The following is a 12,427-nucleotide window of genomic DNA, read 5'->3' on the forward strand; positions in this document are numbered from 1 at the left end:
TGGGCTTTATATTTTTATATTTTTAATTGTAAAAACCGAGCCATGTTAAGATCGTCACACCGATTAAAGTGACAAGGGTACCTGTTAAAACTAAAACAAAAGTCGTTTTCGCATCTTTGGTCTCAATCCATCCCATGATCCCCATAAACAATGTGAATAGTAAGCCAAAAAAGATCGATGCAAAAGGATGAGTCGGTGAAATCCAGTCATACCAATTAATGAAATTCAATAGACTAACCTCCGTCCATTAACATGTAATGGTTGATCTAGCTTTTACTAAATAATAATCTCGGCATAAATTCACTTAGTTAGCTTTATCATACCATAACTTTATGAACGACTAAGTTTAGTTTATAAAGATAATGATGACTTTCAAAAAAATTTTTCATCATAACTATATTGGAAAAATCATCAAAAGTGATACAATGAAGAAGGAATTTTTAGATAAAGGGAGTACATAAGGAGGAGACAACAATGAACCAAAAACGTTGGATTGCGTTAGCAATTGCGATTGGTTTGCTTGTATTATCGACGGTTGCTCAATTTACAACCACTGTAGCAACGACGGATTTTACAGATATGTTCCAATCGGAAAGTGAATATGCAGAGGAAGTCATAGAACAAGGAAGTATTGATGAGCGCGTTGCCGTGGTCAATGTAGAAGGGGTTATTCAATCTGGTGTCACAGGTGGCGTGTTTAGTGGTGCTACATATAATCATGATCGTATACTAGGTATGCTTGATCATGTGAAAGAAAGTGATCAGTTCAAAGCATTAGTGTTAAATGTGAATACACCAGGCGGCGGTGTTGTTGAGAGTGCCGAAATCCATGATCGCATTGTTGAAATTCGTGATGCTGGTAAACCAGTATACGTTTCAATGGGGAATACGGCAGCTTCAGGCGGTTATTATATTTCTGCTCCAGCTGACAAAATTGTAGCTCATGAGGCAACACTAACAGGTTCAATCGGTGTCATTATGGAATCGATTAACTTTGCAGAACTCGCTGATAATCTAGGTGTTGACTTTAATACGATTACAAGTGGTGAATACAAGGATATTATGTCTTCATCTCGACCGATGACAGATGATGAAGAAGAGATTCTACAAACGATGGTCGATGATATGTATCAGGACTTTGTAGATGTCATCGTTGAAGGGCGTGACATGGATGAGTCGAAAGTTCGTGAACTGGGTGATGGACGAGTATATACTGGGTCACAAGCTGCTGAGAACGGCTTAGTGGATGCACTAGGTTCACTTGATGATACGATTGCACAAATGAAAGAAGAGCAGGATTTACAGAATGCACAAGTGGTCGAATTAGGTGCTAGCGCTGGTTTTAATTCAATTATCAATGGTGCTGCTACTAGTTTGTTTGGCGATGAAATGCGAGCTTCTAGGCTTCAAGAATTTATGCGAGAATCTAATTCGCCACGTGCGATGTATTTATATACAGAATAGGGGGTGACGTCGATGAGTGAGGTTTATGAAGCGGGCCATCAAGACGTGACTGAAAAAACCGAAAAAACGTCGATTCGTTATGCCGGTTTCTGGATGCGTTTTTGGGCTTATATTGTTGATCTAATTATTGTATTTTGTGTCAATGGTATTGTCTTAATGCCATATCGATTGATCACAGGTGGCGATGAATTTGAGGTTGGTTTTTGGACAATCGCTGTGATCATCTCAACTATTGTTCTTTATGCTTATTTCGTTGTGATGACGAAGTATTTGCAGCAGACATTAGGCAAACGAATTTTTGGATTGAAAGTGATCCGCCAAGATCGAACGCCTTTACGTTGGTCTGATCTCATTTTCCGTGAAGTTGTTGGTCGATTTTTTCATCGTGTACTAGGCTTTACGAATTTACTTTATATCGTCGTCGCTTTTAATCCTGAAAAACAGGGGATTCACGACATGATTGGCGATACGTATGTCATACATGACGCATAAATGTAAGGAGGTGACGTGATGCGACAGCCACCACAACATCGTATAGCAGAAGATGCGATTAAGGCATGGCGTATTACTGAAGTCATCGTTATGGTGATATTATTGTTATTGGTGATTGCTAGTTTTATAGTAGGTCATTTTTTCAATTGGGCTTTATGGATTTCATTAACCGCACTCGCCGTTTGGGGTGTTCTAGCGTATTTAATGATTTTTGTAATTCCCGTTGTCCGTTGGCGTCGCTGGCGCTATGAAGTCTTTGACCAAGAGATTTATGTGCAACATGGTATTTTAATTGTTTCGAGAACATTAGTGCCGATGATCCGAGTGCAACATGTCGATACCAAACAAGGTCCGATTTTAAAACGGTTTAATCTATCAAATTTAACCGTGTCGACAGCCGCAACGATTCATGAAATACCAGCACTACCACAAGAAGAAGCAGCTGCGTTACGTGACCAGATTTCTGAGTTAGCGAGGGTGGATGAAGATGATGTCTGAACCGAGAAGACTCCATCCAGCAGCTGTTATATTTAGCGTTATTAAAATCTTTAAAAATTTAATTTATGCCATTGGTGCAGGTGTGGTTGCTTTATTCGGTAATACGATGTTTATTTATATTGCACTCGGTATTTTAGGGTTAACGATTATTTTCACGATCATTAGTATTATTGATTGGTTTCGTTTTCATTATTATATTGAAGGTGATGAATTACGGATTGAACAAGGGGTTTTTGTCAGGAAGCACCGCTATATTTCAAAAAATCGCATTCAATCGATTGATTTAACGCAAGGGGTTATTCATCGCATACTAAAATTAACGAAAGTGCAGATTGAAACAGCAGGAAGTGGGCTTGAAACGGAGGCTTCCCTAAGTGCAGTGTCATTGTCTGAAGGAGAAGCGATTCGCCGTGAATTAAAGTCAGATCAAAGTCTTGCTAACGAAGAACAAGGTGAAAGTGAAGAAGCGGTAGAATATCCACAGCGACAAATTAGCTTTAATCGTTTATTTGTAGCAGGTTTAACGTCCGGAAGCGTTGGTGTCATTATCGGTTTAGTGTTCGTTGGGTTTTCGGAAATTGAACGATTCATTCCGGATTCAGCCTACGATCAAGCGATGAGCTGGATGCTATCATCGGCTGTAGAGTTATTAATTTTCTTAGCTTTAGTGATGTTTATTTTATTGTATGCTCTTGGTATTTTGGGGACCGTTATCAAGTTTGGGCGTTTTCAAATCACACGGTATGATACAGAATTGTTTATTACCCGAGGCCTTTTAGAGAAGAAACAGATGACGATTCCGTTGAAGCGGATTCAGGCGATTGGTTTTAAACAAAGTTTAATTAGGCAACCATTCGGGCTTGGAACATTATATGTCGAAATTGCTGGGGGAGCTGATGGGCAAAACGCGAACGCCAGAACGTATTTGTTTCCGATTATCAGATATGATGAACTCCGCCAATTTTTACAGACGGTTCTACCTGAATACGAAGCTTTTCCAGAACAAGTACAAGCTATTCCGAAAAAAGCGAACTTCTTTTATTATGTTCGGGCAGCTTTCTTTCCCGTTGTCGCGTTAATTGCGATTTTAATATTCCTGCCATTCGTTTGGTATGTACCGACTATTGTAGTCCTGTTGGCTGTCGGGCTAGGGATCCTTAGACGCCAGACAGCAGGCTATAGCTGGGATGAACAGCAATTAACATTGGCCTATCGTGATTTTAGTAAAGATATGGTCATGATGAAGCATAATCGTATTCAAGCATTTGAAAAACGTCAATCTATCTTGCATAAACGACAAGGGTTAGCAACAGTACGTGTCTCTCTTTTGAATCATTTTGCTGGACGTCATGTTTTATTGAAGGAAATGGCTGAAAGTGAAGTGGACAGACTGTCTGATTGGTACTCTTTAAGGAAATAATTAATCATATCATAAGCATGTTAAAACCTTCTCGTCCATATATATAGGCGAGGAGGTTTATTTATGAAGAAATATATGGTGTTTGCGTTTATTAGTGTAGTCTTATTAGGCTTGAGTTTATACAGTGTGCTGTGGGATCGAGGGGTGACGGAATCCTCTGCTAATGTGATGCCGTTAGCAGGACAAGTTATTGTGCTCGACCCAGGTCACGGTGGTGTCGATGGCGGAGCTGATTATGGAGAAGACAAAGAGAAAACCGTAACCTTACAAACGGCTTTGTTTTTGCGTGATTATTTGCAAGAAGCGGGGGCCCAAGTTGTGTTAACGCGTGATGGCGATTATGACCTTGCGCCTGAAGACATGGATGGGTATTCGAAGCGCAAGTCTTATGATATCCGGAGACGTGTGAAATTGATTCAAGATGTTGAGGCAGATATTTTCGTTAGTATTCATTTGAATTCGGTAGTCAATGAAAGTTGGCGCGGTGCTCAAACGTTTTACTACCCAGATGAAGAGGAGAATAAGCGTTTAGCTAATGCGATTCAGGAACGACTGAGAGATTCGATTGAAACGAACCGTCAAACGCTCGCCATGGATAACGTTTATATTTTGAAACATGCCGAGACAACGAGTGCATTAGTTGAGATGGGATTCTTATCTAATGCTGATGAACGTGCGTTACTTACATCTGAAGATTATCAAAGACGGTTAGCATCATCTATTTATGAAGGGATTGTAGAGTACGTAACGGCTGAACAAGAATTGTGAAATCGATTAATCGTATGAACTGAGTGTCGTCTGAAATTATGTTATACTAGCTTTGGCATGAAATTGATGATGACTAAAGGAAGGTGTCTAACGTGATTACAGAAGAACGCGTAATAGAGTTATTAAAACCAATTCAAGATCCACATATACATAAGACGCTCGAGGAAACTGATGCCATCGAGAGCGTTAAAATTAAAGAGGATAAAGGTCATGTTTCAGTCAAAGTGGCTTTAGCTGATCCGAATTCGGGTGAACAATTACAATTACAACAAGAAATTGTTGCGATGATTAAGAAGGAAGGCGCTTCAACAGTTGGGCTTCGCTTCACAGAGTTACCAGAAGAAAAACGCGAAGCTTATATGGCTGAAGCGAATGAAGAACAAGAAGCGAATTTAATTGGACAAACAGGTACAACCTTTATTTCAATCGCAAGTGGTAAAGGTGGTGTTGGTAAGTCGACTGTAACAGTTAACTTAGCGATCGCCTTAGAACGCTTAGGATATAAAGTTGGTATTGTTGATGCGGATATCTACGGCTTCAGTGTTCCGGATATGATGGGCGTAGAAAACCGCCCACAAGTACGCGGTGAGAAAATCATCCCTGTTGAGCGTTTCGGCGTTCAATTGATTTCGATGGGCTTCTTTGTTGAAGATAACTCACCGATCATTTGGCGTGGTCCTATGCTAGGTAAAATGCTCACGAGCTTCTTTAAAGAGGTAGAGTGGGGCGATTTAGACTATCTATTGCTTGACTTGCCACCAGGAACAGGCGATATTGCTTTAGACGTACAAGAATTACTGCCATCGTCTAAGCAGCTTATTGTTTCAACGCCGCACCCTACAGCAGCTTTTGTTGCAGCGCGTGCTGGACAAATGGCGCTTAAAGCTGAACACGATATTATCGGAATTGTTGAAAACATGGCTTACTTCGAAAGTCAATTAACAGGACAGAAAGAATACGTCTTTGGTGAAGGTGGTGGCGACAAGCTTGCTGAAGTTCTAGAAACAGATGTGCTTGGACGCTTACCATTACAGCAGCCATACGATGAAGAAGAAACATTCGCACCAGGGATTTACCAAGAAGATCATCCAACAGGTAAAATCTTCTTATCAATTGCTAATCAGGTTGCAAAACGCTGCAAAAAATAACATAAGAGGTTTAGGGCGAACGCCCTAAACCTCTTTTTAGTTTGCCTGGCATGGGTGAGCTCTAACGGGTGAAAGTCCTGAGTGCGACCTGGTAGTGGTAAGCACATAGTCGAAGGCAAGGGTGTCCATGGTGACATGGAATCTGAAGGAAGCCCTAGACAAATCTCTGGTCTGACGAATAGAAACTATATAAGAGGCAACGTATGAGGATAAGACTGCTAAAGAAGTTGAAGTCCTATAACTACTCATATCATGCGGTGTAAATATAGCAGATAGATGGAGAGAAAGAGCTCGCACCTTAACCAGGGAGGTCTCATTATCTACATCAAAGACTTGTAGTGATATAAGTTTGGATGATGAGAAGTCAGCTGAAGCCGTAGTAGTGAAGACATCTAACGAAAGTTAGAAAGAGCGAAGGGCTGAACAATTTTATGGTTACGGAAATCTCGATTGGAAGAGGAAAAAGACCACTGGCATACCGCGTTAAAGTGGATACCATCTTTACGAGAAAGAAAGGAAGTAACAAGCATGTACGATGAAAAACTGTTGGACTTGATTCTTAGGAAAGATAATCTTGACGAGGCACAAAAACGCGTCATTAAAAACAAAGGTGCTGCTGGTGTGGATGGCATGACGATTCAAGAGTTGCCATCATATATGGTGGAAAATCAAAAGAATATCATCCGCCAAATCAAACGAAGAGAGTATCAACCAGCACCAGTCAAAAGGGTTGAGATTCCTAAAGATAATGGGGGAGTTCGCCTACTAGGCATTCCAACTGTGGTTGATCGGGTTATTCAACAAGCAATAACACAAGTTCTAACTTCCAAGTTTAACCCACAATTTCATGAACATAGTTATGGGTTTAGACCAGGACGAAACGCTGAAATGGCGATACGTCAGTCACTTGAATTTATGAATGAAGGTTACGAATGGGTGGTGGATATAGACCTTGAACGTTTCTTTGATACGGTCAATCATGACCGTCTTATGAACCTTATTTCGAGAACGGTGAAAGATGGCGATGTGATCTCACTCATTAGAAAATTTCTAGTAAGTGGGGTGCAATTAGATGAAGGGTATAAGGAGACCATCATAGGAACACCACAAGGTGGCAATCTATCCCCGTTGTTAAGTAACATTATGTTGAACGAGTTAGACCAAGAACTCGACAATCGAGGCCTTCGCTTCGTTAGATACGCTGATGATTGTATCATTATGGTCAAAAGCGAGATGTCCGCGAATCGCGTTATGCGCTCGGTATCAACATTTATCGAAGAGAAGCTTGGCCTGACCGTCAACACAACGAAATCAAAAGTAACCAAACCCAATAACCCTGATTTGAAGTTTCTTGGTTTTGGCTTCTTTATAGATTACCAAAGTCATGAGTATAAAGCAAAGCCACATCAGACATCCATCGAAACGTTCAAATATAAACTGAAACAGTTAACCAAAAGAAATTGGAGTGTTGATACGAAGTATCAAGTGGAACGGATTAACCAACTCATAAGAGGTTGGGTTAATTACTTTAGGATAGGTTATATGAAAAGCCTTTTGGACCGTGTTGACTCCCATACGAGGATTCGCCTAAGAGCGTGCATATGGACAAAGTGGAAAACACCTAAGAACAGGAGAAAGAATCTAATTAAATTAGGCATGAGTAAATACAATGCTTACAGAAACAGCTATACAAGTAAAGGTGCGGTTCGCACCGCTTACTCCTGGATTCTTACAACCACAATAACCAACAAGAGACTAGCCCAATTCGGGCTAGTCTCCTCTGCACAACATTATAAGAAAGTACGTGTTTAAATAAAATTGAACCGCCGTATACGGAACCGTACGTACGGTGGTGTGAGAGGTCGGAGGTTAATCACCTCCTCCTACTCGATTATGGTGTTAGCCTCCAGAGGAACCTTGTCCTCCGCCTCCACCACCAGAAGATTCTTTGTTGTTTTGTTTATTCACTTCACCTTCACTCTTAGACTGTCCTTGACCACTTTCCATTTCTTCTGCGGCTTTGATTAAGGATTCAGTCATTTGGGCTTTAAATACAGGGTTGTTTAACGTTTCCTGAATGGTTTTTTCTAAATGACTTTTATAATCTTGGCTTTTCAATATCTGTAGAATCATTTTCCTAGCCTCTTCGTTTTGAAAGAGACTAATCATTTTATTTTGGTATTCAGAATCACTCATTAATCCTTTAAGAAGTTCTTGATCTTGTTTCCTTGTTGCCTCAACATAACTTTGGACGAAGGAAGGGTCATTAAATAATTCACTCCAGAACTTTTTCCCTTTATCACCTGAAAACATCGATTCAACAGCTTTGTTAACTTCATCAGATTGTAGAACTATTTCTTGTTTTAATGATTCGTCTTTTAATGCTTCTTGAAGTGCTTTTTTACCATCGTCCGTTTTTAAGATATCCGTAACCATCTTTTTTGTTTTTTCGTAATCAGGGGATGATTGTTCACTATTACTTCCGCCACTACAACTTGCTAATAACATGACGATTACGACCATGTATATAATTGGTTTAGCCATCATGGATGCTCCTCTAGATGTCAATTTATACTCTTAATATGAAGCGGTTGTGAAAAAATATACATATTTAAAGAAGGCAAAAATAGCTAAAGCATGGTAAAATACGAGTGGACTGGATTTATAGATCGTAGGAGGAAAAACAGTGACAATACGTGTTTGGATTAAATTTTTCTTAACATTATTAGTGATCGGTGCCGTAACAACTGTTGTGACAAGCTTTATTGTATCAACCCACGTTTACGCACCTTTTTTGGACCCTTTTAATGCATGGGAGTTATTAGGTGTGATCTTATGGTACTCAGGTTATGGACTTGTTTATAGTGTGATTGCACAAATGGGCTTTTTCGCATATTTAACCTTGCATCAATTCGGTAAAGGTTTCTTCGGATACTTTTGGAAACACGCTCAAGTTATCTTGATTTTATTCACTTTATTTGAATTAGTGTATTTAAGATATCATCAGGATGCAGGGCCTGAAGGATTATGGCCTTACTTTATTGCACCTGTTTTATTATCTGTATTCGCCTATGCCATTGCTAAAATTAAGGCTAGAGAAACGCATCCGCGTGCCTTTTTACCAGCTTTATTTTTCATGATTGTAGTAACAACCATTGAATGGATTCCAACGTTACGTACAGGCGATCCTGAGTGGCTTGTACTCATGGTGGTGCCTTTATTAGCTTGTAACACCTATCAGTTACTTAAGTTGCACCGGATTGTAGGTTTTACTAACCCGGAAGATGCAGGTACTAATCAAAAAGCATAATTAGTCGAGAGGGGTCAGTTTTACATCAGCAGGGGAAAGTAATTCTGTTGTTGAAACAAACTGGTATCCCTCTCTTTTTTTCTGCTTAATGACTTGTTCTAATATTTCTGGTGTTTGTTTTAAATTATCTTGCGCAAAGAAGAGAACGATATCCCCTGCACTAATGGTCGAGTTTAATTTTTCAACTACGTCATTAACCTCGCTATTTTTTTCGATATGAGCATAAACGCTCCAAAAGATCATGTCATAGCCCTGTTCTGTTACTATGCTATTCACGTTATCGTGATATTCATGTTCAGGCGGACGAACGAATCGTAATGGTTCGAAACCTAAGTTATGGACGATCGTTTCTCCATTTTCGAGGTCTTCTATAATAACGTCTTTAGGTTGATCTGCATACCGTTCAAGGCTATAACCCAATAACCCGACTTCGTGTTGTTCTTCCACGATTAATTCAGCTAATTCTTCTTCTCGAAGTGCCCATTCTCCATTAATGAAAAAGGTTGCTTTAACTTCTGTTTCTTGTAAAACATCGAGAATATCAATGATCACATCATCTCCCCAAGAAACATTAAATGTTAAAGCGATTTCTTGTTTATCTTCTTCGGCATTAGTAATTGCGCCAGACGGAGCAGTCTGTGTTTGATTGACTAACAACGTTTGTTTAGCCATGAACTGCCATGATGTGATCGCTAGGATAATGACGACCATTAACACACACCACTTTTTCCAACTTGTCCAATTAATCGTTTTATACATAAATGATCCAACCTTTATTCTTTGGATTTGGAGGGTTGTCTACCGTTAGCTTATAAATAATTCTGAAATATATATATGAGCAATTGCATAGTTTTAGAATGGTGATTATACATAATCCCTGGTAAAAAGGGGAAAATGATGGTGACTTATTGAAGAATGGAAGTGAAATGATGATTGGATTACTGGTGAATGAATCAGAACAAATGGAATTGGGATATCTGTTGAAGCGGGAAATGGATGAGTTGTTGTATGATTTTAGCTATCATGATCTTGATGAAAATGTGCAAGAGGCGATTAAAGAGAGGTATACGTTATTGTTTAATATTTATAAGCGTTTTGCGACACAAAAAGAGTGTTTGAAGTACGTTCCACATAAAAATTTGTTTGATGTGAAATAAATTTAAAAAACCTATTGATGTCGACATAAGCATGTGATATATTTATTTTTGTCGTCGAAACGAGACGATTAATCACACAAATTCATTTTTAGGATTCGGAAAACAAATTGTTATTCATTTGTTGACACCCCATTTGAAATTGTGCTATATTAATTCTTGTCGCGAAAAAACGACAAACCATTTCGAACCTTGAAAACTAAACAAAATAGCCTGTCGTCAATTCGATTTTCTTCTTATTTGTTAATAGGAAGAAAGCGGAGACGAAATTAAGAAACAATAAGCCAAATCAAACACTTTAATTGGAGAGTTTGATCCTGGCTCAGGACGAACGCTGGCGGCGTGCCTAATACATGCAAGTCGAGCGCGGGAAGCGAGCTGAAGCCCTTCGGGGTGGACGCTCGTGGAACGAGCGGCGGACGGGTGAGTAACACGTGGGCAACCTACCTGTGAGACGGGGATAACTCCGGGAAACCGGGGCTAATACCGGATAACGCATCGAACCGCATGGTTCGATGATCAAAGATGGCTTCTAGCTATCACTCACAGATGGGCCCGCGGCGCATTAGTTAGTTGGTGAGGTAACGGCTCACCAAGGCGACGATGCGTAGCCGACCTGAGAGGGTGATCGGCCACACTGGGACTGAGACACGGCCCAGACTCCTACGGGAGGCAGCAGTAGGGAATCATCCGCAATGGACGCAAGTCTGACGGTGCAACGCCGCGTGAGCGATGAAGGTCTTCGGATCGTAAAGCTCTGTTGTGAGGGAAGAACAAGTGCCGTTCGAATAGGGCGGCACCTTGACGGTACCTCACCAGAAAGCCCCGGCTAACTACGTGCCAGCAGCCGCGGTAATACGTAGGGGGCAAGCGTTGTCCGGAATTATTGGGCGTAAAGCGCGCGCAGGCGGTTCCTTAAGTCTGATGTGAAAGGCCACAGCTCAACTGTGGAGGGCCATTGGAAACTGGGGAACTTGAGGACAGAAGAGGAGAGCGGAATTCCACGTGTAGCGGTGAAATGCGTAGATATGTGGAGGAACACCAGTGGCGAAGGCGGCTCTCTGGTCTGTAACTGACGCTGAGGCGCGAAAGCATGGGTAGCGAACAGGATTAGATACCCTGGTAGTCCATGCCGTAAACGTTGAGTGCTAGGTGTTAGGGGGTCCAACCCTTAGTGCTGCAGTTAACGCAATAAGCACTCCGCCTGGGGAGTACGGCCGCAAGGCTGAAACTCAAAGGAATTGACGGGGGCCTGCACAAGCGGTGGAGCATGTGGTTTAATTCGACGCAACGCGAAGAACCTTACCAGGTCTTGACATCTTCGGACAGCCCAAGAGATTGGGTCTTCCCTTCGGGGACCGAATGACAGGTGGTGCATGGTTGTCGTCAGCTCGTGTCGTGAGATGTTGGGTTAAGTCCCGTAACGAGCGCAACCCCTGATCTTAGTTGCCAGCATTCAGTTGGGCACTCTAGGATGACTGCCGGTGACAAACCGGAGGAAGGCGGGGATGACGTCAAATCATCATGCCCCTTATGACCTGGGCTACACACGTGCTACAATGGATGGTACAAAGGGAAGCCAAACCGCGAGGTCGAGCTAATCCCATAAAGCCATTCTCAGTTCGGATTGTAGGCTGCAACTCGCCTGCATGAAGCCGGAATCGCTAGTAATCGCGGATCAGAATGCCGCGGTGAATACGTTCCCAGGCCTTGTACACACCGCCCGTCACACCACGAGAGTTGGCAACACCCGAAGTCGGTGGGGTAACCTTCACGGAGCCAGCCGCCGAAGGTGGGGCCAATGATTGGGGTGAAGTCGTAACAAGGTAGCCGTATCGGAAGGTGCGGCTGGATCACCTCCTTTCTAAGGAATATAGGAGGCGACAGTGCTATTTTGTTTAGTTTTGAAGGATTGAAATCTATCAATCTTAATCAATTTAAGATGGGCCTGTAGCTCAGTCGGTTAGAGCGCACGCCTGATAAGCGTGAGGTCGGTGGTTCAAGTCCACTCAGGCCCACCATCTTAAACTATACACGGGGCCTTAGCTCAGCTGGGAGAGCGCCTGCTTTGCACGCAGGAGGTCAGCGGTTCGATCCCGCTAGGCTCCACCATTTTAATCATGTTATATTACTTAATATAACACTTTTTTAATTAAGTACCTTGAAAACTAGA

The 12,427-nt window shown here is 41.5% G+C and carries 12 protein-coding genes, 2 tRNA genes and 1 rRNA gene; 12 read left to right on the forward strand and 3 right to left on the reverse strand.

Translation table 11 applies throughout. The annotated features are described in order from the left end of the window. Nucleotides 1-22: 22 nt before the first annotated feature. Entirely contained in the window at nucleotides 23-229 is a 207-nt protein-coding gene (locus tag ACKXGF_RS00970) for a hypothetical protein (protein WP_411954471.1), read from the reverse strand. A 245-nt stretch (nucleotides 230-474) separates the two neighbouring features. Here ACKXGF_RS00970 and sppA point away from each other — a divergent pair, with 245 nt between their 5' ends. From sppA to ltrA, 7 genes are all read left to right on the forward strand, one after another. Further along, nucleotides 475-1,464 (forward strand): signal peptide peptidase SppA, encoded by a 990-nt coding sequence (gene sppA, locus ACKXGF_RS00975; RefSeq protein ID WP_411954472.1) that lies wholly within the window; start codon nucleotides 475-477, stop codon nucleotides 1,462-1,464. A gap of 12 nt (nucleotides 1,465-1,476) precedes the next feature. Continuing rightward, nucleotides 1,477-1,956 carry an RDD family protein gene (locus tag ACKXGF_RS00980; RefSeq protein ID WP_411954473.1) on the forward strand — a complete coding sequence of 160 codons (480 nt, stop codon included), beginning with the start codon at nucleotides 1,477-1,479 and terminating at the stop codon, nucleotides 1,954-1,956. Nucleotides 1,957-1,974: 18 nt separating this feature from the next. Then, the gene (locus ACKXGF_RS00985) at nucleotides 1,975-2,454 is read left to right on the forward strand and encodes a PH domain-containing protein (RefSeq protein WP_411954474.1); all 480 of its coding nucleotides are present in this window, start codon (nucleotides 1,975-1,977) and stop codon (nucleotides 2,452-2,454) included. After that, on the forward strand, nucleotides 2,444-3,874 hold the full coding sequence (locus ACKXGF_RS00990) for a PH domain-containing protein (RefSeq protein ID WP_411954475.1): 1,431 nt from the start codon (nucleotides 2,444-2,446) through the stop codon (nucleotides 3,872-3,874). The genes ACKXGF_RS00985 and ACKXGF_RS00990 overlap by 11 nt, the downstream gene beginning before the upstream one ends. Before the next feature lie 63 nt (nucleotides 3,875-3,937). Next, the gene (cwlD, locus tag ACKXGF_RS00995; protein WP_411954476.1) at nucleotides 3,938-4,642 is read left to right on the forward strand and encodes an N-acetylmuramoyl-L-alanine amidase CwlD; all 705 of its coding nucleotides are present in this window, start codon (nucleotides 3,938-3,940) and stop codon (nucleotides 4,640-4,642) included. Nucleotides 4,643-4,734: 92 nt separating this feature from the next. Then, a complete protein-coding gene (locus ACKXGF_RS01000; protein WP_411954477.1) occupies nucleotides 4,735-5,790 on the forward strand; it encodes an Mrp/NBP35 family ATP-binding protein in 1,056 nt (351 codons plus the stop codon). Nucleotides 5,791-6,240: 450 nt separating this feature from the next. Continuing rightward, on the forward strand, nucleotides 6,241-7,602 hold the full coding sequence (gene ltrA / locus ACKXGF_RS01005) for a group II intron reverse transcriptase/maturase (protein WP_411954141.1): 1,362 nt from the start codon (nucleotides 6,241-6,243) through the stop codon (nucleotides 7,600-7,602). Nucleotides 7,603-7,689: 87 nt separating this feature from the next. Here ltrA and gerD read toward each other — a convergent pair whose 3' ends face one another. After that, a complete protein-coding gene (gerD, locus tag ACKXGF_RS01010) occupies nucleotides 7,690-8,334 on the reverse strand; it encodes a spore germination lipoprotein GerD (protein WP_411954478.1) in 645 nt (214 codons plus the stop codon). Nucleotides 8,335-8,476: 142 nt separating this feature from the next. On the opposite strand from gerD, the gene ACKXGF_RS01015 reads away from it, so the two are divergent. Continuing rightward, on the forward strand, nucleotides 8,477-9,100 hold the full coding sequence (locus tag ACKXGF_RS01015; protein WP_411954479.1) for a KinB-signaling pathway activation protein: 624 nt from the start codon (nucleotides 8,477-8,479) through the stop codon (nucleotides 9,098-9,100). Here ACKXGF_RS01015 and ACKXGF_RS01020 read toward each other — a convergent pair whose 3' ends face one another. Then, nucleotides 9,101-9,859, reverse strand: a complete 759-nt coding sequence (locus ACKXGF_RS01020) for a polysaccharide deacetylase family protein (RefSeq protein WP_411954480.1) — start codon at nucleotides 9,857-9,859, stop codon at nucleotides 9,101-9,103. 149 nt (nucleotides 9,860-10,008) lie between these two features. On the opposite strand from ACKXGF_RS01020, the gene ACKXGF_RS01025 reads away from it, so the two are divergent. From ACKXGF_RS01025 to ACKXGF_RS01040, 4 genes are all read left to right on the forward strand, one after another. Beyond that, nucleotides 10,009-10,257, forward strand: coding sequence for a hypothetical protein (locus ACKXGF_RS01025; RefSeq protein WP_411954481.1), 249 nt, complete (start codon nucleotides 10,009-10,011; stop codon nucleotides 10,255-10,257). 296 nt (nucleotides 10,258-10,553) lie between these two features. After that, nucleotides 10,554-12,118: ribosomal RNA gene (locus ACKXGF_RS01030) — 16S ribosomal RNA — on the forward strand. 80 nt (nucleotides 12,119-12,198) lie between these two features. Further along, nucleotides 12,199-12,275 (forward strand) — tRNA-Ile (locus tag ACKXGF_RS01035). Between the two features lie 15 nt (nucleotides 12,276-12,290). Further along, nucleotides 12,291-12,366, forward strand: a tRNA-Ala gene (locus ACKXGF_RS01040). Nucleotides 12,367-12,427 lie beyond the last annotated feature (61 nt).

Source organism: Alkalibacillus sp. S2W (assembly GCF_046764385.1).
GTDB classification, from domain to species: Bacteria; Bacillota; Bacilli; order Bacillales; family Alkalibacillaceae; genus Alkalibacillus; species Alkalibacillus almallahensis.